Below are 25,871 nucleotides of genomic sequence, written 5' to 3'. Positions count from 1 at the left end.
CGGTTAGCCCCGGAGCCAATAGCATAAGCATTTAGATTCATACCGATTTCTCGGCATCCGCCTACTGGCAGAAACAGTAATTCATCTTGAGTCATATTTTTTACTTTTTACGCGCGATATCTTTGTTGCGCTGATATAAAACCAGTAGACCGCGAATGGTTAGGTCTGGATCGAAATGATCAATGGTTGATGCTGCACCTTCAAAAAGAGATGCAACGCCTCCCGTAGCAACGGTTGTCATATTGGTTCCATACTCTTCTTTAATACGTGTGACTAGCCCATCTATGAGCGCCATATATCCCCAGAACACGCCTGATTGCATAGCGCTGACAGTGTCAGTCCCAATAATTTTTCCGGATGCGGGAGGTTGTATAGCAACCCTCGGTAATTTTGCTGATGCATCATGCAGGGCGCGCATGGATAAATTTATTCCGGGTGCAATAATGCCGCCTTCAAAACCACCATCAGCACCAACGATATCAAAAGTCGTCGCCGTTCCTGAATCTATAACAATCATCGGGCCATCATACACCTCTAATGCACCCACTGCATTTACGAGACGGTCTGCTCCAACCTCAGATGGTTTGGGAATTTTAACGGCAACATCCATTTCGACATTTTCGCCAATAACAAATGGTTCTACATTCAAATAGCGACGTGCAAGGTTTCTCATATTGAACAAACCTTGAGGCACAACAGAAGAAATTATGCATGCATCAATATCTTCTATTTTCAATCCGCCCAAATGCATAAGCTGCGTCAACCATACAGCATAATCATCTGCTGTTTTTGTTGAATCAGTTGCACTGCGCCATTGCGCGCGCCACTCTTTGCCATCGTGTATTGCAAAAAGTGTGTTTGTATTCCCCGTATCTACTGCAAGTAGCATTTTGATGTACCAATTGTTAGAATGTGCAATATTTTAGATTAGAGATTATCCAACCAAATTTACATCACCTGTTGTTACCAATTTGATTGTTCCATCTCCCATCTCCAGCATTAGTGCGCCCGTTTCATTGATCCCACGCATAATACCAGTCATGGTTGATTGAGAGTCTTTTACTGAAATTGAATGATTATAACCTTCAGCATTGGCCAACCAATCTTGTCTTATAGGTTCAAAACCAAACTTTATAAGTGAATGCAAGCGGTTACCAAAGGTCACCTTCAGACGATCAAGGAAATTATCTGCATTCACAATCGCATTTGCCGATAAATCCTTCAAGCAAACCGTTGGTTGATCTATGTCTGGCGCTCTTAAAATATTAACGCCAACCCCCAATGCGACCCAGCTCAAATCTTTTGAGACTTGACCGGTTTCTATAAGAACACCTGAAAATTTGTGACGCTCACACCGAACATCATTGGGCCATTTTAGCTGTAATTTACTTGCTGGCACCCCCTCAAGAAGCGCTGCATCATAAATAGCTAAACCTGCCAGAAAGCTCAATTTTGATATTTGATCGAAGCTACCATCAAATGGAAACAATGCCGTTGCCGACAGATTTCCTTCAGGGGCTTGCCAAGGGCGACCTAGCCGCCCCTTGCCATTTATTTGTTTTCTAGCAGCAATCCAACATGGTCCAAACTCACCTGTTGATGCACGCCGTTTGGCTTCAGCGTTTGTACTGTCTAACTCGTCATACCATTGAACCGGCCACGCATGCGCCAGCGCAGATTCAATAAGTTTGGTCATTATCCAGCAGCCGCAGCAGTTCCTATAATTCCGGTCATCCATCCAATCCAGATAACGAGAACAGGGAAAGCTAGAATAGTCGCACCATAAATAGACACTGACACCATACCATCGGCAGGTTCCAGAGCTTCTTCGTCTGATGTTTTGGCCCACATCGCCCAGATGAGACGAAGATAATATCCAAGAGATACAACCGACCCAATAACACCCACAGCAACCAACCAATAGAGCTCAGATTTAAGAGCTGCTTCAAACACAACCCATTTACCAAGGAAACCTGCCATTGGCGGAATACCTGCAACGGAAAACACAAGCACTGTCATTGCTACAGCTAAACCAGGACGAGATGTCGATAATCCATTCAGGTCTGAAATTTCTTCCACTTGTCCGTCCCGGCGACGCATAGCAAGCACTATCCCAAACATACCCAATGTCGTGATGACATAAATAGTCATGTATGTGAGAACAGATGCCGCACCATTTACCTCACCTGCAGCAACCCCCATCAGAGCATAACCAACATTTGCGATAGAAGAATATGCAAGCAAGCGTTTAATGTTGTTTTGAGCAAGTCCGCCAAAAGCACCAACCAGCATTGAAATCGCAGATACAATCGCAATAATCAGCATCCATGACTCTTCATACACACCAAATACGGTGAACATGATATTTGCCAACACTGCAACAGTTGCCAATTTTGGAGCTGTCGAGAAGAAGGTTACGACCGGTGTTGGAGCACCTTCATAAACATCAGGCGTCCAAACATGGAATGGAGCAGCGGATGCCTTGAAGGAAAGCGCCATCAAGATAAGTACAAGCCCGAATGTCAGCCCTATGCTTTGGTCTGCTGCCGCGATTTGTTCGAAACTTGCAAATCCCGTGTAACCATAAACCAAGGAACAACCAAAAAGCAGTAATCCAGATGCAAGTGCACCCAATACAAAATACTTCAAACCAGCTTCAGCGGATCGACGACTATCTCTGTTAAACGCAGCTAACACATATGAAGACAGAGAAAGTGTTTCTATCCCCATATAAAGCGTCATCAAATTATTGGCTGAAAGCATAACGCCCATACCAGCACTACCGAACATAACAAGTAGAGTATACTCAAACTTATTCATGTTCTCGCGATGCAAATATCCACCTGCAACGAGCAGAGCGATAGCACCAACACCATAAGATACAGCTTTAGCAATCGCGATAAATGGTGTGACTTTATAAAGCCCATTAAACGCTGTACTTGCATCTACCGCAGACTGGCTAGCAGCAAGAAATGCAGCACCAGCTAAAGCAAGAGCACCGAGCAATCTCGACAATCCATTGAAGGATTGTTTGAAAGTTGCACCGAGCAAAACACCTATAAGTGCGACCCCAATGAGCAACGCTTCAGGCGCTGCTATGGAAATGTCGTTTAGAATATCCATTTTACACCTCTACCTATTTGCTCATTAAACTTAGAATTTCGACAGCTGATGTTTCTGAAATGTCGAAGACCAATGATGGGAACACACCTAGAAGCAGTGTACCAATCGCAAGGATCGCCAATATGGCTCCTTCGATAAATGTGACATCATAGGCTATTTCTGGTTTCTCGAGTTCAGGGTTTTTAATAACGCCAAACACAGTCGCTCTAAACAATGTAAGCATGTAAACAGCCGACAAAATCATACCAATAGCTGCACCAGCAGCCGCCCAAGGGTTAGCTTTAAATCCACCCACCATAGACACGATTTCACCGATAAATCCTGATGTTCCCGGCAAACCAACATTCGCCATTGTAAAGAACATAAACAAGGCTGCATAAATCGGCATTCTATGAACGAGACCACCATATGCGGCGATATCCCGAGTGTGCAGACGGTCATATACAACACCAACACACAAGAAGAGCGCACTAGATATCAGACCGTGAGAAAACATCTGAAAAATCGCACCTTGGATACCTTCTTCATTAAAAGCAAAGATACCAAGCGTCACAAGCCCCATGTGAGCGACGGAAGAATAAGCAATGAGCTTTTTCATATCGGTCTGACGGAATGCAACAAGCGACGCGTATATAACGGCGATAACCGACAAAGTGAAAACCAATGGTTGGAAAAGCACAGATGCATCTGGGAACATCGGTAAAGAGAAGCGAAGCATCCCATAACCACCCATTTTCAAGAGCACACCAGCTAGAATAACAGATCCAGCGGTTGGTGCTTGCACGTGCGCGTCAGGTAACCAAGTATGCACTGGGAACATTGGTAACTTAACTGCAAATGAAGCAAAGAAAGCTAACCACAACCAAGTTTGCACTTCCGGTGCAAAGGCGTGTTGTTGCAACGTTGGAATATCTGTTGTTCCTACAGTTACGTATATGTAGATCAAAGCAGCCAACAGCGCTAACGATCCAAGCAATGTGTAGAGGAAGAATTTAAACGCAGCATACAAGCGATTTGCGCCACCCCAGATACCAATGATGATAAACATCGGTATCAATCCACCTTCAAAGAAGATGTAAAACAGCACGAGATCCATCGCACAGAAAACACCTAACATAAGCGTCTCTAAAACGAGGAAAGCAATCATATATTCAGCAAATCTGATCTTGATGTTATTCCAGCTAGCTAGAACACATATCGGCATCAGAAATGTCGTCAGCAATATAAGCAGCATGGACATTCCATCCACACCGAGCTTGTACGAAATCTGCCCAAACCAAGAAACATCTTCAATGAGTTGATATCCCGGTGCAGAAGGGTTGAACTCGGACATTGCCCACAATGACAACACGAATGTTGCAAGTGTCACCACAAGTGCCGCGAGACGAACTGTTTCGCGAGATTGCTCTCCGACAGCTGCTCGCGTCAATAAAATGATCAACGCCCCGACGAGAGGTAAGAATGTGATCATTGAAAGGATGGGAAATGATGCCATCAGTTCGCTCCTGATTGGCCAGATAAGGCCACTGCACCAAACACCACTGCTGCAATGAGAATGATGAATGCGTAATGATAAAGGTAACCAGTGTGAAGACGAGAAAGTCCACCGGCACTAGCTTTTGTTAAGTTCGAAATTCCATTCGGTCCCAGTCCATCAATGATTTTCATATCAATGATTTTCCAGAAAAAGTCTCCCAACGCTTTCGATCCCTTTACGAACACAAAGTCGTAAATCTCATCAAAATACCATTTGTTAGACAAGAATGCGTGCATTGGCCCTGAGCGCTCACCCATTGATCTTGGAATGTGCGGCACAAATCCATAGAAAATTATTGCTAACACTAGACCAGACATCCAAGCACAGAATGGTGCCCATAGGACCCATGTTGGAGGGTGGATACCGTGATGACCGTCCCCATGGTCTGCGTCTGCAGCAGCATGACCAGACGCCTCAGCATGATCATCACCGTGGTTTTCTTCACCATGAGAATTGGCCGCAACAACATGTTCTGTAACAGGAGCATGACCATCTTCACCGTCGTGTGACGTTTCCGCAATCTCTGCTTTATAGATAGAACTTCCCCAGAAGTCTTTGTTGACCTTAGTTAAGTCTCCAATAAACGCGCTGTAGAATACCACACCAGCTAAGACTGCTCCCCCTGCGAGTAGATAAAGAGGCATTCCCATTACCAGTGGCGCGTCATGAGCGTGATCGAAATCATGTTTATTCGCACGTGTTTTTCCGTGGAACGTCATGATCATGAGGCGCCATGAATAGAAACTTGTTAGGAGTGCTGCAACTATACCTGCCCAGAAAGCAAATTGTGCATACATACCGCCCGATAAAAATGCTTCTTCCAAGATAGCATCTTTAGAGAAGAACCCAGCAAAACCAATGTGTGTTCCCGGAATACCAACCCCAGTAATTGCCAATGTTCCAATCAACATCATCAACCAAGCAATTGGCATTTTGGCGCGCAGACCACCCATTTTGCGCATATCTTGTTCATCAGCCAATCCATGAATGACGGCACCAGCAGTCAAGAACAACATGGCTTTAAAGAATGCGTGTGTGAAAAGGTGGAACATTGCAGCATCATAAGCGCCCACACCTGCCGCAAAGAACATGTACCCAAGCTGAGAACAGGTTGAATACGCGATAACGCGTTTGATATCATTCTGCATAAGCGCAACGGTCGCGGCAAAAATTGCAGTGGCTGCACCAATGAAAGTTATCATTGCCGACGCATATGTTGTGAATTCATAGATCGGAGAACAAAGAACGACTAGAACAACACCAGCCGTCACCATTGTTGCAGCATGGATCAGAGCGGATACGGGGGTCGGCCCTTCCATCGCATCTGGCAACCAAACGTGAAGAAGTAGCTGAGCTGATTTACCCATTGCACCGATAAAGAGAAGCACACCGATAATTTCCATCGCAGGCGCAGTTACGCCCAGAACAGAAACAACCACATCTTGAGCGTGACCTGCTTCACCAAATGCAAATGGAGTAACTGTTGCATTTGTTTTGATGGCTTCAAAAACTGGCGCGAATTCAACTGTCCCAAATACCAAGAAGACAGTCATAATCCCCAAAGCGAAGCCAACATCACCAACACGGTTTGTAACAAAAGCTTTTATTGACGCCGCATTTGCTGAAGGCTTGTGATACCAAAACCCGATCAAAAGATATGAAGCCAGTCCCACACCTTCCCAACCAAAGAATAGTTGGAGAAAATTGTCGGCTGTAATCAACATCAGCATCATGAAGGTGAACAATGATAGATATGTGAAGAAACGAGCGCGGCCCATATCGTGGGACATATATCCCCATGAATATATGTGAACCAGCGAGGATACGCTTGTTACAACAAACATCATCACAATCGACATTGTGTCGATACGAATAGCCCAATTAGCCTGCATCGCACCCACATCAATCCAACGCGCAATCAACACTGATTGAGTTTCAGCAACGCCTGAACTCGCAGCAAAAAACTGCGCGAAGAACAATGATGCCGCACATAGTGCAGCCATCACAACTAAGCCAGTTGTGACTATCATCGCTAATTTATCGAGTTTTGCTCGATTTGCAGGAATAGATGCGTGACCGTGATGATCATCATGATCGTCATGCCCGTGCGCACCATCATCTGCGGTTGCTAATTTCGTGAAAGCGTCATTGAGAGGCGTGAATAAATTCACGGCTCCACCAATAATCGCACCAATAAGTGGTGCAAAAACAACAACTACTGCAGCAAATGTTTGCCAGCTCATGCCCCGGTCTCCTTACCCGCTCAACCGCGCATCATGTTCACGTCATCCACGGCAATTTGGCCGCGGTTACGGAAGTAAACAACGAGGATAGCCAAACCTACGGCGGCCTCCGCTGCTGCAACCGTCAAGACGAGCATGGCGAATACCTGACCAGTGATAGTTCCGTTAAAAACAGAAAACGCTGCCAGATTTATGTTAACAGACAACAGGATGAGTTCGATTGCCATCAAGATGACAATGATATTCTTCCGGTTTACGAATATTCCAAAAACACCAATGGTGAATAGAGCTGCCGATAAGGCTAGAAAGTGTCCTAATGTTAGGTCCATTTGAGCCTCCTACTAATCCTGTTCAGGGTGAACATTAATACCCTGACCTGGATTGACTTTAATTAGTTCTACCGCTTCTTCGCGACGACGTGCTGTTTGCTCTTCTACTTTCTGGCGTTTCACATCAGGTCTATGACGCAAAGTCAGAACAATCGCTCCAATCATCGCAACCAGAAGGACAATCCCTGCCATTTGAAAGAGAAGTAAATAATCTGTGTACAAGACATTTGAGAGCGCTTCTGCATTCGTATCAGCGCCTGGTGAAGGATCGAAATTACGCCCTTCAACAGAGTTTGCAGACGCTGCAACAACTCCGATTTCTGCGAGCAGTGCCAGTGCAACCAATCCACCAACGACAAAATAATCTGCAAAGCCTTTTCGCATTTCAGCAAAATCGACGTCCAACATCATAACAACGAACAAGAACAGAACTGCCACCGCCCCGACATAGACAACGATGAGTAGCATAGCCAGGAATTCAGCACCGATCAAAACAAGCAAACCTGCCGCCGTAAAAAACGATAGGATCAACCACAATACTGAATGAACAGGATTGCGTGATGCAATAACAGATATAGCCGAAATGAGAACGACTGTTGAGAGTATATAAAAAGCGATCAGCTGCACGCGCCCGCCTCGTCTTTCTTCTTGCTTCAGCAACTAATATCAGTTGCCAATCAGCTAGTTGCCTAGCGGTTCATAGTTTCACTCACACCTAACGGTAACGAGCATCCAGTTCTAAATTCTTAGCGATCTGTCTTTCCCAACGGTCACCGTTAGAAAGCAAACGATCCTTGTCGTAAAACAATTCTTCCCGAGTTTCTGTGGAGAACTCAAAATTAGGTCCCTCCACAATTGCATCAACGGGACAAGCCTCTTGGCAAAATCCACAATAGATACATTTCGTCATATCAATATCGTAACGAGTCGTCCTACGTGATCCATCAGAACGCGGCTCAGCTTCAATAGTAATCGCTTGAGCAGGGCACACCGCTTCACATAATTTACATGCAATACAACGCTCTTCACCATTGGCGTAACGACGCAATGCATGTTCACCACGAAAACGCGGACTCAACGGCCCTTTTTCAAATGGATAATTCACCGTTGCTTTTCGCGTAAACATGTAGCGCAGAGCGAGTCCAAGAGCTGACACGATATCAGAAAGCATTGCGCCTTTAATAGCTTGGGATATTCGAGACATTGAAATCTATCCTTTCTGAACTACGCGACTGCGCCGTTTTTAACGAAAACCACGTAAGCAGAAACTGCGATTACGGCGATAAGTGATGTTGGGAGGAATATTTTCCAACCAAGGCGCATCAACTGGTCATATCTGTAGCGTGGAACAATTGCCCGAACGATAGCAAATAGGAAAAACAAGAATGTGATTTTGACCATAAATGCAATGCAGTAAATGCCGCTAGACAGCCAAGAAGGCATTGCATCAGGTAAAGACAAAAATGGCAAATGCCATCCACCCAAAAACAGAACAGTCATCAACGCGCACATCAACACGATAGCGACCTGCTCAGCGAGGTAATAAAGCAAAAATGGTGTCGAGGAATATTCAACCTGATACCCAGCCACCAATTCTGACTCAGCTTCTGGAAGATCAAATGGAGCACGGTTGGTTTCCGCAAGTGCGGATACAAAGAAGATCACAAACATTGGGAACATAATCACCAACATTGGAAGATGACCTCCTCCAAAGATGTTCCAGTTCCAGAAACCACCTGATTGAGCTGCGACGATAGTGGAAAGATTCATTGAACCTGCCAACATCAACACTGTGACAATCACAAACCCAATAGACACTTCATAGGAAACCATCTGCGCGGCTGAACGAAGTGCGCCAAGAAATGGGTATTTCGAGTTGGAAGCCCACCCGCCCATGATGATCCCATAAACACCAAGAGATGACATGGCGAACAGATAGATCACTCCAACATTTAGGTCAGCATTCACCCAACCCGGCGCAACAGGAATAACGGCCCAAGCCATCAAAGCTGTTACAGTTGAAATAATAGGTGCTAGAATAAAGACAGTTTTGTTCGCACCGGCAGGAATGATAATTTCTTTTAAAAGAAACTTTCCAAAATCAGCAAATGACTGAAGCAAACCAAAAGGACCAACTACGTTTGGACCTTTTCTCAGCATAGACGCGGCAAGCACTTTGCGGTCCATCCACAAAAGCATCGCAATTGCCAGCAGTAATACGACCATAAATGCCAAAACTTGCGCAGCAGCCAATGCCACTGCAAGCCAAGGGTTGTTGTTTGTCCATTGCAGAAAGAGTTCCATATTCTTTTCCTATTCTGCAGCTGTTGCAACTGATTGCGCAGCAAGCTCGGCACATTCGGCCATGGTTTTTGATGCCCGTGCGATAGAGTTTGTTAAGTGAAATGCACCAATGGCAGCGGCAAAACTTGCATCGGCAACTTCTCCAGCTTTACCGTAAGGCGGCGCAACACTCTCTTCTGTCGTAAGGGGTGCATAATCCATCCCTTTGAAAACTGGCAACGTCTCGTTCAAATCTGCGCGGAGCGCTGTAAGGCTATCATAAGGCAATGGTTTATCTAATTTTGCAGACAACGCGCGGAAGATAGACCAATCCTCACGTGATTCACCTTTAAGGCCAACAGCTCTCTGAGTGCGCTGAACACGTCCCTCAGTGTTTACATAAGTTGCAGATTTTTCGGTGTAGGCAGCAGACGGCAGGATGACATCTGCACGATGCGCACCTTCATCGCCATGCGTGCCGACATAAACTACGAATGCCTTGCCAAATGAATCCCCAACGATTTCGTCAGCACCGAGTGAAATAATCGTTTCAATACTGCCATCTTGAGCACCCGCTAAAATACCAGCGAGATCCAATCCGCCATCTATTGGCAAGAAACCAAGATCTAGACCACCGACACGAGCAGCGGCATTGTGAAGAACATTAAAGCCATTCCAAGCAGGTTCGTTTTCTGTCTTCGCTGTAAAGCAACCAACATCCGCTGCGAGTTGAGATGCCAAAGCTAATACAGCAGAACCATCTTCTCTAGCTAGCGCGCTTTGTCCAACAATAATCATTGGGCGCTTCGCTGCCTTCAGGGCTTCAAACACACCGTCGCCAGACTTAATTCCTTTGAGTGTCTCTGATCCATTACCCAAATGAGTGTATTCATAGGAGAGATCAACAGCTTCACCGATTAAGGCAACCGGCATATCACGGTGTAACCAGTTTTTGCGTATTCTTGCGTTTAGAACTGCAGCTTCTTTACGAGGGTTTGCACCAATAATTAATACGGCATCAGCCTCATCAATCCCCATAATGGAAGAATTGAAAAGATAACTTTCACGCGGCAGTTTGTTGCCCTCATTATCAAGCGCCAATTTAGCACCATCTTGACGACAATCAGTTGACTTCACACCGATTGATCGCAGCAAATCAAGAGCAGCTTTCATACCTTCAACACAGGCTAGATCACCAGCTATTGCAGCAATCTTAGACGCGTCACCTTTAAGCTTGCTTGCGACAACCTCTAAAGCTTCATCCCAAGAGGCTGGAGCCAGCTTACCATTTTTACGGATATAAGGCTTATCTAAGCGTTGACGCCCAAGACCATCAATCGCGAAACGTGTCTTATCAGAAATCCACTCTTCATTGATTTCTTCATTTATACGCGGCATGACTCGCAAAACAGCAGATCCACGTGCATCAACACGAATAGCTGCTCCCATTGCATCCATAACATCTACTGATTCTGTTTTACGCAATTCCCATGGACGTGCGTTGAAAGAATAAGGTTTAGACGTCAATGCGCCGACTGGACAAAGATCAATAACGTTACCTGACAGCTCCGACTCAAGCGACGCCTCTAGGTAAGTCGTGATTTGTGCGTCTTCACCACGGCTGATAAGACCAATTTCTTCAACTCCAGCAACCTCAGCAGCAAAACGTACACACCGCGTACATTGTATACACCGCGTCATCACTGTGCTGACCAATGGTCCCATATATTTGTCATCAACGGCACGTTTTGGCTCTTGATAGCGACTTGCTGCGCGGCCAAAACCCATTGCCTGATCTTGTAGATCACATTCACCACCTTGATCGCAAATTGGGCAATCAAGAGGGTGGTTGATCAACAAAAATTCCATCACACCGTTACGCGCCTTTATTGCACGCTCAGATTTTGTAGAAATTTTAGGCGGCGAACCGTCGCGATCAGGACGCATATCCCCTACAGCCTGCGCACAGGAAGCGATCGGCTTAGGTGCCCCCACCCAATCAACCAAACACATCCGGCAATTACCAGCTATGGAAAGACGTTCATGGTAACAAAAACGGGGAATTTCCGCACCCGCTTCTTCACAAGCTTGAAGAAGTGAATAATTACGCGGAACTTCGACTTCTACGCCGTCGACAACAACTTTAGCAGTATCAGACATTCAAACTACTCCGCTGCTGCAATGTTAGCGCCCGGCACATGCGGACGACCAATACGATAACTGGAAATACGTTCTTCAATTTCGGAACGGAAATGGCGAATAAGACCTTGGACCGGCCATGCTGCCGCATCTCCTAGCGCACAAATAGTGTGACCTTCTATCTGGTAAGAAACATCTAGAAGCATATCTATCTCTGAAGCTTCAGCTTCACCTTTGACCATCCGAGTCAGAACACGCCACATCCAGCCGGTTCCTTCACGACAAGGCGTACATTGTCCACAGCTCTCGTGTTTATAAAAGTAAGCCAAGCGAGCAATTGCACGAACAACATCTGTTGACTGATCCATCACGATTACAGCCGCTGTCCCCAGACCAGATTGCACTTCACGCAGCGCATCAAAATCCATCAAGACGTCATCACATATATCTTTGGGAATCATAGGCACAGATGAACCACCTGGGATAACCGCTTTAAGGTTTTCCCAGCCGCCACGAACGCCGCCACAATGTGTTTCTAGCAATGTCTTTAAAGGAATAGACATTTCTTCTTCAACATTACATGGACGGTTTACATGACCTGAAATCGCAAACACTTTTGTACCAGCGTTATTGTCACGTCCGAACTTTTTAAACCATCCAGCACCGCGACGTAAAATAGTCGGAGCAACTGCAATAGATTCAACATTATTCACCGTGGTTGGCGCACCATAAAGCCCAGCATTTGCTGGGAATGGTGGCTTCAAACGAGGCTGCCCTTTTTTACCTTCAAGGCTTTCTAGCAATGCTGTTTCTTCACCACAAATATATGCACCAGCACCATGATGAACATGTAGATCGAAATCCCAACCAGATCCGCACGCATTCTTACCAATCAATCCAGCTTTATAGGCCTCATTGATTGCTTGCTGCAGACGTTCTCGCTCGAAAATATACTCACCGCGTAAATAGATATAACACGTATTTGCGCGCATTGCGTATGAAGCAATCAGACACCCTTCAATCAAAAGATGAGGGTCGTGACGCATGATATCACGGTCTTTACATGTACCTGGCTCAGATTCATCAGCATTGACAACTAGATAGTGCGGGCGGTCTTTCACTTCTTTAGGCATGAAAGTCCATTTCAGGCCTGTTGGAAATCCAGCTCCGCCACGCCCTCGAAGACCTGAGTCTTTTATTTGATCGCAAATCCACTCAGGACCAAATTGCATAAGCTCTTTGGTTGAATTCCATGCGCCGCGTTGCTTCGCCCCTTCAAGGGACCAGTCATGATGACCATACAGGTTTGTAAAAATGCGATCTTTATCGAGCAGCATTACTTTTGCCCCTTGTTTGCGCGCACGTAAGTAATAATGGCAGGAATGGAAAATCCAGTTCCTGCTACTACGCCTATAGCGAGCCATATAATTTTATCAGTTGAAAGCCATGCAGCGACACCAGCACCAATGCACAGAGTCTCTAGCAGTGCTGGAACCAGCAACGCCTTTATCTGTGATTTTTGGTCTTGGTTGTTCATATTCGCCTTAGTCTTTCTTTGGTTTAGTTTCAGCTTTACGTTTTGAGAAATCAGTCTCGCCACCAGCCGCTAACAATCTTGATTGAGAAATCCACTCTTCGCGATCAACTCGGCCTTTGAAGCTTAAAAACGCATCTATCCATGCGACATTTTCTCTGTTCCAATCGGCAATTTGAGAAAAATGAAACACACCCAGTGAATTTAAAGTCTCTTCAATTTTGGGTCCGACACCTGAGATACGCTTTAAGTCATCTTTCACACCATCATTTGGCGCGTCCAATGAAACAGGACGATTCACGTCTTCCAATGTCGGCTTAGCTGTTTCTTCACCTGAAGCAGTAGTTTCACTGTCGTCAATCTCTTCTGATTTTTCATCAGCAACCAATTCGACTTTAACTTCTTCTTTTACTTCAGTAATTTCTTGCTCGGCCTCAATTTCAACGACCGCTTCTACAGGCGCACCAGGAATAACCGTAAGAGGCTTGGCCATGGAGCCATCATAAAGGGTTTCATCTAGCAAAGAAGTAAGTCCACCTTCAGGCGCACTGTTCTTGCGGTCTGCTCGTGTGCCTGGCGCAGGATTTTTCCCGGCAACAAAATCATCAAGAAGAGACGTCATACTCGCTTCGTCTAAGTCTTCATAATAATAGTCGTTGATCTGTGCCATTGGTGCATTCACACATGCTCCTAAGCATTCAACTTCTTCCCAAGACAACTTTCCATTAGCACCGACATGACCTTTTTCACCGATCTTAGATTTGCATACTTTCATCAAATCATCTGATCCGCGTAACATGCACGGCGTTGTCCCACACACTTGTATGTGAAATTTACCAACAGGCTGCATACGAAACATTGTGTAAAAAGTCGCAACTTCGTAAACGCGAATATATGCCATTCCCAAACGGTCAGCGACTTCTCTCATAGCAGGTTCTGACAACCAGCCTTTATTATCCTTTTGGGCCATCCACAACATTGGGATAACAGCGGAACGTTTACGTTCTTCCGGATATTTAGATAACCAGAATGCTATTTTTTCTTCTGTCTCAGCTTTAAAAGCAAAGCTTTCTCCGCCTGCCTCAATGTCAAATCGACGAATACTACTCATTATCTAACTCGCTTTGACGTATTCAACGCGTGTGATGCGCGCATTTTTTATCGTGTAAATACAACCGACCAGAAAATTAGCATCGCCATTTCCACGGCTCACATCTTCATGATCAATAACAGTTTCACCTAAAACAATTCTGTGGACCAAGTTAGCTGTATTGTTTGGAAATTCTGCAAATATTTTAACATGACGCTGCTTCCAAGCTTCAATACCTTGGCAGATCACGTCTCCTAGATACCCTGCTGCGAATACATCTTCAGAAAAATATTCACAAAATTTCTCAACGTCTTGAGCATTATATGCCTCAAGCTGCGCTTGTACGATCTGTTCCGGCGTTAGGTCTGCGATCATCGGTCTATTTCTCCGAATACTATATCCAGAGAACCTAGAATTGCAGATGCATCCGCCAATTGATGCCCCTTACAAAGGTGATCCATAGCTTGCAAATGCGCATAGCCCGGTGCTTTAATTTTTGCGCGATAAGGACGATTACTTCCATCCGAAACAAGATACACGCCAAACTCACCTTTAGGCGCCTCTACAGTCGCATAAACTTCGCCTTCAGGTACATGAAAGCCCTCAGTGTAAAGCTTGAAATGGTGGATCAACGCTTCCATTGATGCCTTCATTTCACCACGACGAGGAGGCGCATATTTTGAACGTTCAGGCAGAACCGGACCGATCGGAATCATATCAATACATTGCTTGATAATCTTTATAGATTCACGCATCTCATCCATGCGGCAGATATAGCGGTCATAACAATCGCCATGTTTACCAACGGGAATTCCAAAATCCAATTCAGAATAGATTTCATAAGGTTGAGACCGTCTTAGATCCCAAGCCATGCCTGAACCACGCACCATCACTCCGGAAAATCCCCAGTCTAATGCTGTTTGCGTGGACACCTGACCTATGTTCACATTCCGCTGTTTGAAAATACGACTTTCTGTCAAAAGCCCTTCAATATCATCAAGTACTTTAAGGAATGGGTCACAGAAATCATAAATATCTTCTAACAATTCCGGTGGCACATCCTGATGAACACCACCTGGACGGAAATATGCAGCATGCATACGGCTTCCAGATGCACGCTCATAAAATACCATCAATTTTTCGCGCTCTTCAAATCCCCAAGTGATAGGTGTCAAAGCACCCACATCCATCGCCTGAGTGGTTACATTCAACAAGTGAGATTGAAGACGACCAATTTCAGAATACAAGACCCGAATAAATGAAGCACGACGCGGCACTGTAATACCTGCAAGCTTCTCGATAGCGAGACACCATGCATGCTCTTGGTTCATTGGCGCACAATAATCTAACCGATCAAAATACGGCATCGCCTGAAGGTAAGTCTTGTATTCGATTAATTTCTCAGTCCCGCGGTGCAAAAGACCAATGTGAGAATCAACACGTTCTACAATTTCTCCATCCAGCTCCAACACCATTCTAAGCACGCCATGTGCCGCTGGATGTTGAGGGCCAAAGTTTATTGTAAACTTACGGCTGTCTGGGTCGTGTGATGATGAAGTTCCGTCAGCCATAATCTAAGCCTCTTCCCCATCTGCTTTTTCATCACCCGGCAGCACGCTTTGCATACCTTCCCACGGTGACATAAAATCAAAATTTCTATATTCTTGAACAAGTTTGACAGGTTGATAAACAACGCGTTTTTCAACTTCGTCATAACGCACTTCGACATGTCCAGTTAGCGGGAAATCTTTCCGCAAAGGATGTCCTTCAAAACCATAATCCGTTAATATACGGCGCAAATCTGGGTGTCCGGAAAACAAAACACCATACATGTCGAATGCTTCACGTTCATTCCAATTTGCACAAGGGAACAGTTCCACAAGGCTTGGCACAGGGCTTTCCTCATCCGTTGAAACCTTCACACGAATGCGTTGGTTCAAACTCATTGAAAGCATGTGATACACAACTTCAAATCGCTCCGCACGCTCTGGATAGTCAACAGCGCAAAGGTCAGCCAAAGTTTCAAACCGACACTGAGAATCGCTTCTCAAAAAACGCATAAGCGACATTATCTGATCACGCACAGCATAAACGACTAATTCATCATTCACCACAGCACATGATTTCACAGAATGCGGTTGCTCTGTTTCAATATGGCTAACCAACTCTTCGAGAGTTTCACCATTGATGTAGGACAAGCTCATCGGTCGATAGTCCCCTCGCGTCGAATTTTCTTTTGAAGCTGCAAAAGACCGTACATCAAAGCTTCTGCAGTTGGTGGACAACCAGGAACATACACATCAACCGGCACAATGCGGTCGCATCCACGAACAACAGAATAAGAATAATGGTAATATCCTCCACCATTCGCACATGAGCCCATAGAGATCACATAACGTGGCTCTGCCATTTGGTCGTACACTTTTCGCATGGCCGGTGCCATTTTGTTTGTAAGCGTACCAGCAACGATCATCAGATCAGATTGGCGCGGTGTACCGCGCGGAGCCATACCAAAACGCTCCATATCATAACGGGGATTGGCTGCGTGCATCATTTCGACGGCACAACACGCCAAACCGAAACTCATAAACATTAGTGATCCGGTGCGCGCCCAAGAAATTGCATCATCGAGCTTCGCAACAACAAAACCTTTATCGGCTAATTCATCAGAAACGCCAGCAAAGAAAGGGTCATCGCCTCTTATCTTGGCACTAGCATCCGAAGCTGACTGGGCGCTATTTATTGTTGGAGTAGACATCTTATTCATTTTATTCCCACTCCAATGCGCCAGAACTCCACTCATATATGAAGCCAATCGTCAAAACGCCTAAAAACACCATCATAGACCAGAAGGCAGCGATATTTCCTGCATCGACCTGAAAAATCCAAGGAAACAAGAATGCGACTTCTAAATCAAAAATGATGAACAAAATTGCCACGAGATAAAAACGAATATCAAATTTCATCCGCGCATCATCGAACGGGTTGAAACCACATTCGTATGCTGAGTTTTTTTCTGGGTCCGGATTATTTGGCGACAACACAGCTGAAGCAACGAGAAAGGCCAAACAAAGAGCAAGGCCAAGCGCGAAGAAAATAACAACTGGTAAATAATTTAGAACAAGTGATTGAACGTCTTGCATTACGTATTCCTAGCAGTTTGCGGATCGGCCTAAGACGCTTTGGCATTACATGCAAGGGACCTAAAGCCCAACATTTTCGTTCTTGTCAAAAATGAAGCACTCATATGGCAATATTGCCGCACATAGTCATAGCGTCAGCTGGCGATTAGCGTTCATGGCTTTAGCAAAGGTTACCTTACTCGAAAAGCACCTTAATTATAATTTATCAAAAACACTCACAGAGAATTCATTGGCCTAATTACAGTAAGGGAAACTAGCCTTTCTCATAAGAAAGATTAGCCAGTTGAAAACTGTAGATTTTTGACGCTACTTGATAACGATTTTCAATTCCAAGGTTTCAAACAATTCTCAATTAAATTTTTCGCTAAAGCTCAGAAATTATTTGATTTTGAGCGTTCACACCCATTTTTTAGCCGTTCAAACTAGAATCACAACTAACAAGACAAGATGCGTCAAAATGACCAGATAAAAATATCGAATTTTGCGTCAAATTGAAGTCCTACAAGGAATTTAGCCTTTCGCCCTCATCAATCGCGCCTTTTGTTTATCCCAATCACGCTTTTTCTCCACATCGCGTTTATCATGATTTTTGCGCCCCTTGGCCAACCCCAATAATAGCTTTGCGATACCGCGTTCATTGAAATACAATTTCAGAGGGACGATTGTCATACCGTCTCTTGTTATCCCTTGCATCAACTTCGCAAGTTCTTTCTTTTTCAGCAACAGCTTCCGCATACGAAGCGGCTCGTGATTGAAACGCGAAGCAGGTGGGTAAATTGGAATCGTCGCGTTCACCAATACCAGTTCGCCCTGTTCATCCCTCGCATAACTCTCCGATATATTTGCCCGCCCCAAACGGAGGGATTTCACTTCCGTCCCAACCAATGCAATGCCGGCTTCTAATGTATCAACAACTTCATAATTTCGGCGAGACTGACGGTTTTCTGCAACCAGACCGCCCCCATCCTGTTTTTTCTTTTTTGCCATTATAACCTTCTAGGACAGTAGACCAGCTTCACGCATGGCTGACCTTATATCTTCCTTCACCTGTTCTGATTGAATTTCAAGAATAGGACTTCTAACTTCTGGATCACACAAACCTAGTTCAGCCATTGCAAATTTAACAGGGGCAGGACTTGGTTCAAAGAACATCGCACGATGTAATTTTTGTAGCGTTGCGTTAATTTCACGTGCTTTTATATAATCTCCCGCCATTATTGCATTTTGCAAATCAGCACATGCTTTGGGTGCTAGGTTGGCGGTTACCGAAATACATCCAACTCCGCCCAGCGCATTAAAACCGATTGCGCTGGGGTCATCTCCACTTAACAGAATAAATTCATCTTCACACACATTCGCATGCCACGCCACACGCCCCAAATCCCCTGTGGCATCTTTTAATGCAACAATATTGGGATGCTTAGATAACTCACCTAAAGTTTCAGGTTCCAAATCAGACACTGTTCGCGCAGGAACATTATAAAGGACTAATGGAAGCTCAACTGCATCAGCAATTGCTAAAAAATGAGCGCGCAACCCTGGTTGTGATGGTCGGTTATAATATGGACACACTGTTAGCGCAGCATGTGCGCCAACAGCTTTCGCATGAGCAACAAGACCTATTGCTTCTTGCGTTGAATTGGAGCCAGCACCAGCTATGACAGGAATTCGACCTGCTACAATTTCTACACATAATTCTACGACGCGACGATGCTCGTCATGTGATAAAGTCGCACTTTCCCCAGTTGTTCCACACGGTACAACGGCATGGCTTCCAGCGTCGATTTGTCGAATCACCAATTTTTCAAAAGCTTGTTCATCAACCTTCCCATTGCGAAAAGGTGTAATAAGAGCTGGGATTGACCCTTTAAACATGGTGTCCTCCAATACGAGTAGACATTTTAGATATTTATTTAAAACGCTCACTGACCGTTCACGTTTATCGATTACTAAGGTGGTTATTCGCGCCACAATCAGGTTTTGCAAGTCATGAAACGAATTCTTTGCCTCGCTCTTATTCTATTTTCCGTCGGCACGTCGATGGCAAATGCGATTCCTTCTGCTCCATCTCTAAAACCTGTGGAAGAAATTCGCTCCAAAATAGTAGAGAAAAATGTCTACAAAGACCTGACAGAAGCCCTAGATGCAGCTGATTTAGGCAATTGGACAATTGTCAGAAATATCAAGAAAAAAACTACCGACCTAACTGTAAGTGATTTGCTGTTATGGAAATTAACGACAAATTCCTCTGCAAACCCGACATTTGACGAACTTGAATTGGCATTAGAACGCTTATCCGACTGGCCCAAAACGATTGAAATGAAAAAACAGGCCGAAAGCATTCTAAGTTATTCCGGTTTTAGTGACACACAATTGTCAGCATGGTTCAAACTTCACCCTCCTGTCACCGGCACAGGAAAGCTAACCTATGCACGCCTTCTCAAACGAAAATCGAACTCAAAACAAGCTTTAGCCACTATAAAAAATATCTGGTGGCATCATTCACTTTCGCGTTCAGATGAACGTCAAATCTTGTTAGAGTTTGGCAAAGACCTAACACAAGAAGACCACTCAAAACGTGTCGATATGCTTTTGTGGGGCAATCAACGCAGTAGTGCGAAAAACCTTATCAATAGACTTTCATCTTCGGAAAAAAAACTAATTCAGGCAAGAATTGGATTAATGGAGGGACTTCGCGGTGTCGATTCCCTCATCAACGCCGTACCAAAGAACAATCAATCTGATCCTGGCCTCTTATATGAACGCGCAAGATGGAGACGTAAGCGCTTAAACAATTATGATGGCGCAATAGAAGCCATACTAGAAATTGACCCATTCCTCACCTCAATAACTGGTCGAGAAAAGATATGGTATGAACGCCGCCTCCTTCTGAGGACACTGATCAAAGAAAAACGTTGGGATGAGGCTTATAAAATGGCCGCTCATCACGGCTTGGCAGAAGGCACAGGCTTCGCCGAAGCTGAATTTAATGCCGGCTGGGTCGCCTTAAAATACCTAAATAAGCCCGAAGTCGCATACGAACATTTCGACACCCTCTCAAAAGGGGTCGGTTCTCCTATTAGTTTGGCGCGAGGTTTATTTTGGCGAGGCGAAGCTTTGACCGCTCAAAATAAGACAACTGAGGCAATCCAAAGTTATGAGCAAGCTGCCCACTATAATTTTGTGTTTTATGGTCAGATGGCAGCTCAAAGGCTAAAGGACGCCGGAAAAAGTGACGCCCAGTTAACGCTAGCCTTGCCAGAACCTGCAACAACTGAACAAAGAACATTATTTGAGTCTAAGCCCGTCATCAAAGCCGCAATGTTAATGGCTGAGTCGGGACGACTTCAATCATTTGAGCGTTTTTCTTTTTTCGTAGACGATACCCTCACCACACCTCAAGAACATGAGATGTTATCAGACCTTGCAGTGCATTATCTCGAACCAAGAGCTGGAATTAGAAATGGTAAAGCTGGTTTAGCAAATGGACATATCGCTCCTAATGCGGCTTTTCCTGTTATCAGTCTCCCAGATAGCCCAGGCTCAGGCATAGCAGAACCAGCTTTAGTGATGGCATTGTCTCGGCAAGAAAGTGAGTTAACACCAACTGCTATCAGCCATGCGAATGCGAGAGGAATGATGCAACTCCTGCCAGCAACAGGGCGTCAAACAGCCAGAAGTATCGGCCTGCCATTCCGCCAAAGCTGGCTAACTGATGACCCAATTTACAATTTGAAGGTCGGTAGAAGTTACCTTGATGATTTAATTGAGGATTTCAATGGATCCTATATTCTAGCATTAGCAGCTTATAATGCTGGACCAAGCCGCCCCAAACGCTGGATTGAAGAATATGGTGACCCGAGGAAAGACGAAATTGACCCAATAGATTTTATCGAAAGCATCCCTTTTTCTGAAACTAGAAATTATGTGCAACGAATATTGGAAAACACACAAGTCTATCGTCACAGATTGAGTGGCAACCCTACCGACATAAGTCTAATCAACGACCTAGCTAGAGGGGGTATCGCCAACTAGAATTCCTGTTTTATGTTCGCTCAACGATATAGTGACTGAATGTCACGCCCCTAGCGGGTCGATATGATTTATGCTGTAGTGCAACAAAAATAAACAAAATTCGGGAAATCGCGGGATGGCAGATACTAACACTTTTCAACTCTCATCCGAGTTTGGCAGAACAAATGAGTCTGAATGGCTCGCACTATTGGATAAGGCCTTAAAAGGCAGAAGCGTCGATACTTTAGGGACTAGCACCTATGACGATTTAACGATCAAAGCGCTTTATAGAGATACGGACTGGCAATCCTCAACTGATAAGACCGGGCTTCCAGGGCAATACCCCTTTATCAGAGGCGGCAAACCATCCTCAGACCCATTTTTGCCTTGGGACATTCGTCAGATTATTTCCTATCCTTCTCCTGCTGATGCCAATCAATCCATTTTAGCCGACCTTGAACATGGCGTTAGCTCTATTGAACTTCGCATAGACGAAGAAGGAGAGCGTGGTGTATGTATCAGAACGCTATCTGACTTTGAAAAAACACTTCAAGGCGTGAAACTCGATTGGGCACCGATTGGACTAGAAGTCACTGGTGCTTCTATAGAATCCGGTAAAGCTGCCGCAGCTATGCTCGCCGCATTTGCCCATGCAAATTCTGACGATACCAATTCATTAAAACTTGCATTCAACTATGACCCAATTGGTTGCCTGACGCGTTCAGGTCACTTGAACGGCGATTTAGCGCAATTAACAATGGAATTAACTGACTGCGTTCAATCTTTGGCAGAAGATTTTAAATGCTCCACTTTTCTAAGAGTAGACGGGCGTCCTGTGCATGAAGCAGGCGGTTCAGAAGCGCAGGAATTAGCGTCGTTAATTGCTAGCGGGACTCAATATGTAAGATTACTTGTAGAATCGGGTGTTGATGCAGTGACCGCCATTTCAAGCATCAACTTCACTGTAGCTGTTGGCTCAGACTATCTAATAGAAATCGCAAAAATCCGTGCCGCGCGTAGAATGTGGGCAAAAGTCGCACAAGAATTTGGTGTGGCCGAAAACGAATTCTCGATAAGCTTACAAGCTGTCTCCTCACGCAGAATGTTGACCGCCCGAGACCCTTGGGTGAACATTTTAAGAAATACTGCAGCCTGTTTCGCAGCTGGTGTTGGCGGCGCTGACATTGTCACAATTAGAACATTTACGGATGCTTTGGGACTTCCCTCACCTCAGGCGCGGCGCATCGCTAGAAATACCCAAATCATAGCACAAGAAGAATCATTTTTGGGCAAAGTCATGGATCCGTCTGGTGGAGCATGGAGCATTGCATCAATTTCCGATGAGCTTTCTCTGAAAGCGTGGGGAATTTTCCAGTCGATTGAAAAATCAGGTGGTTATCTCTCATCTATATTAGATGGAAAATTCCAACCGCAAGTCAACAAAATCAGATCAAACAGACTTATCGATGTCGCACATCGAAAGGTTCAGATAACTGGCGTTTCAGACTACCCTCAACTACAAGAAACTGCCGCCACCTATATTACGCCAGATGTAGAAACAACAATATCCCAAGCAGCCCAACCGACTGGTAAAACTCCAAAATCCTATTCGATGGCTGATCTTATAACCGAAAGTGAAAATAACCTCACGCTTAAAGATCTGACGTATTCGAACGAAAATGTTTTAGAAACAAATCCTTTCTGGCCTATGCGTCTTGCCAAACCTTTTGAAAACTTGAGAGATTACGCTGAGAAATTTGAGGCTAAAAACAACATCAAACCCAAAGTGTTTCTCGCCGCTCTTGGCCCTTTGTCCGAACACACAGCCCGCACATCATTTGCGACAAACTTTTTTGCTGCTGGCGGCTTGGTCGCCGAATATCATTCAGGTACAGCCGAAGAATTAGCAGAGGCATTTCAAAAATCTGGGTGTATCCTTGCATGCTTATGTGGAAGCGATGAACGCTATTTACAAGAAGCGGCAGATACAGCGAGAGAACTCGGAGCAGCAGGCGTCGCTCGATTATATCTCGCAGGTAAACCACCCATGGAAAGCAGAGATGCATGGCAAGAAGCCGGCATAGATGAATTCATTCACATCGGTGTTGATGTCATTGCCAGCTTAGAGCTTGCTCACTCTGAATTGGGCTTAGCTCTTTAATCTAAATATTCTCAGATACAGGCCGAATTTATTTGATGAAGGACAAACCTCAAACAATTTCAGGCCGCTCCTTTGGAGATGAACAATGACTATTTCTACACCAGACTTTACGAAGATAGACTTGGATCAGCCAGAATCTGGGCAAGTCACCGATAAAACGATTGAAAACTGGAAACGATCAGCTGGTGATGGGGCTGACGCAATTTGGGAAACACCAGAAGACGTAAAGGTTAAATCACTTTACACGGCAAAAGACACCCAACACCTAGACTTTCTTGATGATTGGCCTGGAATTGCACCTTTTGGCCGTGGCCCCTACCCGACCATGTATCCACAACGCCCTTGGACCATTCGTCAATATGCAGGGTTTTCTACTGCTGAAGAATCAAATGCTTTCTATCGCCGAAATTTAGCGGCAGGGCAAAAAGGTCTTTCTGTTGCTTTCGACCTCGCCACACACCGCGGATATGATAGTGATCATCCGCGTGTATCGGGCGATGTAGGTATGGCCGGTGTTGCTATTGATTCAATCCTCGACATGAGAACATTGTTTGATGGCATACCCTTAGACAAAATGTCGGTATCCATGACGATGAATGGAGCGGTGCTGCCTATTCTCGCGCTCTTTATCGTCGCTGCCGAAGAACAAGGTGTGCCGCCTGAGAAGCTTTCGGGAACAATCCAAAATGATATTCTAAAAGAATTCATGGTGCGTAATACTTATATTTATCCACCAAGCCCTTCAATGCGCATCATCTCAGACATTTTTGCATACACGTCTCAGAAAATGCCGAAATACAATTCGATATCTATCTCAGGATATCACATGCAAGAAGCCGGAGCGAGCGCTGACCTTGAATTGGCATATACGCTTGCTGATGGAGTTGAATACATCAAAGCTGGTATTGAAGCCGGTCTAGATGTTGATGCCTTCGCACCTCGCTTGTCCTTCTTCTGGGCGATAGGTATGAATTATTATATGGAAGTTGCAAAAATGCGGGCGGGTCGACTCTTATGGTCCAAGCTCGTCAACAAATTTTCACCTAAAAACCCCAAATCTTTATCACTACGCGCACACTCACAAACCTCTGGATGGTCACTGACTGCACAAGATGTGAACAATAATGTTATACGAACCTGCCTAGAAGCTATGGCTGCAGTCAACGGACAGACACAATCCTTACACACAAACGCGCTAGATGAAGCACTGGCTCTACCCACTGATTTTTCTGCCCGCATAGCTAGAAACACCCAAATTTTCCTTCAACAAGAAGCTGGCACCTGCCAAACCATCGATATGTGGGGTGGGTCATATTATGTTGAACGCCTAACGCACGACCTCGCTGAAAAGGCTTGGCAACATATTGAAGAAGTTGAAGAAATGGGTGGAATGGCTAAAGCCATCGAAAAGGGTCTTCCCAAAATTCGAATAGAAGAATCCGCTGCAAGAACACAAGCACGCATAGATTCTGGTGTCCAATCTGTTATCGGAGTCAATAAATATCAGCTTGAAGAAGCCGAAGACGTCCCTGTTTTAAAAGTCGATAATGCTAGTGTTTACAAGCTACAATTAGAAAAATTAACAAAACTAAAAGCCAATCGCGACAATGTAAAAGTTGCAGAATCCCTTTCCGCAATTTCAGCCTCTATGAAATCTGGTAAAGGTAATTTGCTAGAGCTAGCAGTGGATGCTGCCCGTGCTAATGCCACAGTTGGCGAAATCTCATTAGCGATTGAAAACGTCGTTGGCAGACACAAAGCAGTTATCAATTCTATTCAGGGGGTATATGCTGCTGGCATGAAAGCAAAATCTGATCGTGTAAACTTAGCACTTGAAAGCGCTAATAAATTTGAAGAAAACGAAGGACGGCGTCCTCGAATACTCATCGCCAAAATGGGTCAAGACGGTCATGATCGCGGTCAAAAAGTTGTTGCTTCAGGCATGGCGGACCTAGGCTGGGATGTTGATATTGGCCCCCTATTTCAAACTCCCGAAGAAGTTGCCAGACAAGCCGTAGAAAACGATGTTCATGTTGTCGCCGCATCTTCATTAGCTGCAGGACATTTATCTCTCGTACCAGCACTAAAAAAAGCACTTACTGATGAAGGACGTGAAGATATCATGATCGTCGTTGGCGGAGTCGTTCCTCCACAAGATTATAAAGAGCTGTATTCTGCTGGTGCTGCAGCAATTTTCGCTCCAGGAACAATAATTGCTGAATCATGTATTGAACTTATTGCCAAGCTAGGGTCACAATTGGAGCATAACTCCTAA

The 25,871-nt window shown here is 44.9% G+C and carries 23 protein-coding genes; 3 read left to right on the top strand and 20 right to left on the bottom strand.

Annotated elements, in window-relative coordinates:
* Nucleotides 1-100 precede the first annotated feature (100 nt).
* From AC5EF3_RS10535 to dapA, 20 genes are all read right to left on the bottom strand, one after another.
* The gene (locus AC5EF3_RS10535) at nucleotides 101-889 is read right to left on the bottom strand and encodes a type III pantothenate kinase (protein ID WP_015827563.1); all 789 of its coding nucleotides are present in this window, start codon (nucleotides 887-889) and stop codon (nucleotides 101-103) included.
* A gap of 45 nt (nucleotides 890-934) precedes the next feature.
* Entirely contained in the window at nucleotides 935-1,696 is a 762-nt protein-coding gene (locus tag AC5EF3_RS10530; protein ID WP_493548019.1) for a biotin--[acetyl-CoA-carboxylase] ligase, read from the bottom strand.
* Nucleotides 1,696-3,123 (bottom strand): NADH-quinone oxidoreductase subunit N, encoded by a 1,428-nt coding sequence (locus AC5EF3_RS10525; protein WP_015827565.1) that lies wholly within the window; start codon nucleotides 3,121-3,123, stop codon nucleotides 1,696-1,698. Before AC5EF3_RS10525 ends, AC5EF3_RS10530 begins: the two co-directional genes overlap by 1 nt.
* Before the next feature lie 13 nt (nucleotides 3,124-3,136).
* Nucleotides 3,137-4,618, bottom strand: a complete 1,482-nt coding sequence (locus tag AC5EF3_RS10520; RefSeq protein WP_015827566.1) for an NADH-quinone oxidoreductase subunit M — start codon at nucleotides 4,616-4,618, stop codon at nucleotides 3,137-3,139.
* Complete coding sequence (gene nuoL, locus AC5EF3_RS10515; protein WP_493548018.1) at nucleotides 4,618-6,903, bottom strand: NADH-quinone oxidoreductase subunit L; 2,286 nt, start codon at nucleotides 6,901-6,903, stop codon at nucleotides 4,618-4,620. The genes AC5EF3_RS10520 and nuoL overlap by 1 nt, the downstream gene beginning before the upstream one ends.
* A 20-nt stretch (nucleotides 6,904-6,923) precedes the next feature.
* The gene (gene nuoK / locus AC5EF3_RS10510; protein WP_015827568.1) at nucleotides 6,924-7,232 is read right to left on the bottom strand and encodes an NADH-quinone oxidoreductase subunit NuoK; all 309 of its coding nucleotides are present in this window, start codon (nucleotides 7,230-7,232) and stop codon (nucleotides 6,924-6,926) included.
* 12 nt (nucleotides 7,233-7,244) lie between these two features.
* Complete coding sequence (locus AC5EF3_RS10505; protein WP_015827569.1) at nucleotides 7,245-7,859, bottom strand: NADH-quinone oxidoreductase subunit J; 615 nt, start codon at nucleotides 7,857-7,859, stop codon at nucleotides 7,245-7,247.
* An 88-nt stretch (nucleotides 7,860-7,947) separates the two neighbouring features.
* On the bottom strand, nucleotides 7,948-8,436 hold the full coding sequence (nuoI, locus tag AC5EF3_RS10500) for an NADH-quinone oxidoreductase subunit NuoI (RefSeq protein ID WP_015827570.1): 489 nt from the start codon (nucleotides 8,434-8,436) through the stop codon (nucleotides 7,948-7,950).
* Nucleotides 8,437-8,456: 20 nt separating this feature from the next.
* Nucleotides 8,457-9,536, bottom strand: a complete 1,080-nt coding sequence (nuoH, locus tag AC5EF3_RS10495) for an NADH-quinone oxidoreductase subunit NuoH (RefSeq protein WP_015827571.1) — start codon at nucleotides 9,534-9,536, stop codon at nucleotides 8,457-8,459.
* 9 nt (nucleotides 9,537-9,545) lie between these two features.
* The gene (nuoG, locus tag AC5EF3_RS10490) at nucleotides 9,546-11,675 is read right to left on the bottom strand and encodes an NADH-quinone oxidoreductase subunit NuoG (RefSeq protein ID WP_493548017.1); all 2,130 of its coding nucleotides are present in this window, start codon (nucleotides 11,673-11,675) and stop codon (nucleotides 9,546-9,548) included.
* Between the two features lie 5 nt (nucleotides 11,676-11,680).
* The gene (gene nuoF / locus AC5EF3_RS10485) at nucleotides 11,681-12,991 is read right to left on the bottom strand and encodes an NADH-quinone oxidoreductase subunit NuoF (protein ID WP_015827573.1); all 1,311 of its coding nucleotides are present in this window, start codon (nucleotides 12,989-12,991) and stop codon (nucleotides 11,681-11,683) included.
* Nucleotides 12,991-13,191, bottom strand: a complete 201-nt coding sequence (locus AC5EF3_RS10480; RefSeq protein ID WP_015827574.1) for a hypothetical protein — start codon at nucleotides 13,189-13,191, stop codon at nucleotides 12,991-12,993. Before AC5EF3_RS10480 ends, nuoF begins: the two co-directional genes overlap by 1 nt.
* A 7-nt stretch (nucleotides 13,192-13,198) precedes the next feature.
* Nucleotides 13,199-14,299 (bottom strand): NADH-quinone oxidoreductase subunit NuoE, encoded by a 1,101-nt coding sequence (nuoE, locus tag AC5EF3_RS10475; protein ID WP_493548016.1) that lies wholly within the window; start codon nucleotides 14,297-14,299, stop codon nucleotides 13,199-13,201.
* Nucleotides 14,300-14,302: 3 nt separating this feature from the next.
* A complete protein-coding gene (locus tag AC5EF3_RS10470) occupies nucleotides 14,303-14,653 on the bottom strand; it encodes a nuclear transport factor 2 family protein (RefSeq protein ID WP_493548015.1) in 351 nt (116 codons plus the stop codon).
* A complete protein-coding gene (locus AC5EF3_RS10465; RefSeq protein WP_015827577.1) occupies nucleotides 14,650-15,849 on the bottom strand; it encodes an NADH-quinone oxidoreductase subunit D in 1,200 nt (399 codons plus the stop codon). The genes AC5EF3_RS10470 and AC5EF3_RS10465 overlap by 4 nt, the downstream gene beginning before the upstream one ends.
* A gap of 3 nt (nucleotides 15,850-15,852) precedes the next feature.
* Nucleotides 15,853-16,482, bottom strand: a complete 630-nt coding sequence (locus AC5EF3_RS10460) for an NADH-quinone oxidoreductase subunit C (RefSeq protein WP_493548014.1) — start codon at nucleotides 16,480-16,482, stop codon at nucleotides 15,853-15,855.
* Nucleotides 16,479-17,036 carry a NuoB/complex I 20 kDa subunit family protein gene (locus tag AC5EF3_RS10455; protein WP_493548021.1) on the bottom strand — a complete coding sequence of 186 codons (558 nt, stop codon included), beginning with the start codon at nucleotides 17,034-17,036 and terminating at the stop codon, nucleotides 16,479-16,481. Before AC5EF3_RS10455 ends, AC5EF3_RS10460 begins: the two co-directional genes overlap by 4 nt.
* Before the next feature lie 10 nt (nucleotides 17,037-17,046).
* The gene (locus tag AC5EF3_RS10450) at nucleotides 17,047-17,421 is read right to left on the bottom strand and encodes an NADH-quinone oxidoreductase subunit A (protein WP_015827580.1); all 375 of its coding nucleotides are present in this window, start codon (nucleotides 17,419-17,421) and stop codon (nucleotides 17,047-17,049) included.
* Between the two features lie 510 nt (nucleotides 17,422-17,931).
* Complete coding sequence (gene smpB / locus AC5EF3_RS10445; RefSeq protein WP_015827581.1) at nucleotides 17,932-18,408, bottom strand: SsrA-binding protein SmpB; 477 nt, start codon at nucleotides 18,406-18,408, stop codon at nucleotides 17,932-17,934.
* A 9-nt stretch (nucleotides 18,409-18,417) separates the two neighbouring features.
* Entirely contained in the window at nucleotides 18,418-19,296 is an 879-nt protein-coding gene (dapA, locus tag AC5EF3_RS10440) for a 4-hydroxy-tetrahydrodipicolinate synthase (RefSeq protein WP_493548013.1), read from the bottom strand.
* A 114-nt stretch (nucleotides 19,297-19,410) separates the two neighbouring features.
* Here dapA and AC5EF3_RS10435 point away from each other — a divergent pair, with 114 nt between their 5' ends.
* The 3 genes from AC5EF3_RS10435 (at nucleotide 19,411) to scpA (ending at nucleotide 25,871) form a co-directional block, all read left to right on the top strand.
* On the top strand, nucleotides 19,411-21,456 hold the full coding sequence (locus tag AC5EF3_RS10435) for a lytic transglycosylase domain-containing protein (RefSeq protein ID WP_493548012.1): 2,046 nt from the start codon (nucleotides 19,411-19,413) through the stop codon (nucleotides 21,454-21,456).
* 115 nt (nucleotides 21,457-21,571) lie between these two features.
* Nucleotides 21,572-23,596: a methylmalonyl-CoA mutase family protein gene (locus tag AC5EF3_RS10430; RefSeq protein WP_493548011.1), complete on the top strand. Its 2,025-nt coding sequence runs from the start codon at nucleotides 21,572-21,574 to the stop codon at nucleotides 23,594-23,596.
* An 85-nt stretch (nucleotides 23,597-23,681) separates the two neighbouring features.
* On the top strand, nucleotides 23,682-25,871 hold the full coding sequence (gene scpA / locus AC5EF3_RS10425; protein ID WP_493548010.1) for a methylmalonyl-CoA mutase: 2,190 nt from the start codon (nucleotides 23,682-23,684) through the stop codon (nucleotides 25,869-25,871).

The sequence above is a fragment of the Hirschia sp. genome, from assembly GCF_058892565.1.
Note: the sequence above shows the minus strand (reverse complement) of the source record. Positions and strands in the feature narration are given on the sequence as shown.

Bases quoted from the DNA above. Each gene is read 5' to 3' on its own strand.
- AC5EF3_RS10535 (WP_015827563.1), bottom strand. From the start codon at position 889: ATGCTACTTGCAGTAGATACGGGGAATACAAACACACTTTTTGCAATA.
- nuoL (WP_493548018.1), bottom strand. From the start codon at position 6,903: ATGAGCTGGCAAACATTTGCTGCAGTAGTTGTTGTTTTTGCACCACTT.
- AC5EF3_RS10465 (WP_015827577.1), bottom strand. From the start codon at position 15,849: ATGGCTGACGGAACTTCATCATCACACGACCCAGACAGCCGTAAGTTT.
- nuoG (WP_493548017.1), bottom strand. From the start codon at position 11,675: ATGTCTGATACTGCTAAAGTTGTTGTCGACGGCGTAGAAGTCGAAGTT.
- AC5EF3_RS10455 (WP_493548021.1), bottom strand. From the start codon at position 17,036: ATGTCTACTCCAACAATAAATAGCGCCCAGTCAGCTTCGGATGCTAGT.
- dapA (WP_493548013.1), bottom strand. From the start codon at position 19,296: ATGTTTAAAGGGTCAATCCCAGCTCTTATTACACCTTTTCGCAATGGG.
- AC5EF3_RS10460 (WP_493548014.1), bottom strand. From the start codon at position 16,482: ATGAGCTTGTCCTACATCAATGGTGAAACTCTCGAAGAGTTGGTTAGC.
- nuoK (WP_015827568.1), bottom strand. From the start codon at position 7,232: ATGGACCTAACATTAGGACACTTTCTAGCCTTATCGGCAGCTCTATTC.
- scpA (WP_493548010.1), top strand. From the start codon at position 23,682: ATGACTATTTCTACACCAGACTTTACGAAGATAGACTTGGATCAGCCA.
- AC5EF3_RS10450 (WP_015827580.1), bottom strand. From the start codon at position 17,421: ATGCAAGACGTTCAATCACTTGTTCTAAATTATTTACCAGTTGTTATT.
- AC5EF3_RS10470 (WP_493548015.1), bottom strand. From the start codon at position 14,653: ATGATCGCAGACCTAACGCCGGAACAGATCGTACAAGCGCAGCTTGAG.
- AC5EF3_RS10480 (WP_015827574.1), bottom strand. From the start codon at position 13,191: ATGAACAACCAAGACCAAAAATCACAGATAAAGGCGTTGCTGGTTCCA.
- smpB (WP_015827581.1), bottom strand. From the start codon at position 18,408: ATGGCAAAAAAGAAAAAACAGGATGGGGGCGGTCTGGTTGCAGAAAAC.
- AC5EF3_RS10435 (WP_493548012.1), top strand. From the start codon at position 19,411: ATGAAACGAATTCTTTGCCTCGCTCTTATTCTATTTTCCGTCGGCACG.
- nuoI (WP_015827570.1), bottom strand. From the start codon at position 8,436: ATGTCTCGAATATCCCAAGCTATTAAAGGCGCAATGCTTTCTGATATC.
- nuoF (WP_015827573.1), bottom strand. From the start codon at position 12,991: ATGCTGCTCGATAAAGATCGCATTTTTACAAACCTGTATGGTCATCAT.
- nuoH (WP_015827571.1), bottom strand. From the start codon at position 9,536: ATGGAACTCTTTCTGCAATGGACAAACAACAACCCTTGGCTTGCAGTG.
- AC5EF3_RS10525 (WP_015827565.1), bottom strand. From the start codon at position 3,123: ATGGATATTCTAAACGACATTTCCATAGCAGCGCCTGAAGCGTTGCTC.
- AC5EF3_RS10430 (WP_493548011.1), top strand. From the start codon at position 21,572: ATGGCAGATACTAACACTTTTCAACTCTCATCCGAGTTTGGCAGAACA.
- nuoE (WP_493548016.1), bottom strand. From the start codon at position 14,299: ATGAGTAGTATTCGTCGATTTGACATTGAGGCAGGCGGAGAAAGCTTT.
- AC5EF3_RS10520 (WP_015827566.1), bottom strand. From the start codon at position 4,618: ATGGCATCATTTCCCATCCTTTCAATGATCACATTCTTACCTCTCGTC.
- AC5EF3_RS10530 (WP_493548019.1), bottom strand. From the start codon at position 1,696: ATGACCAAACTTATTGAATCTGCGCTGGCGCATGCGTGGCCGGTTCAA.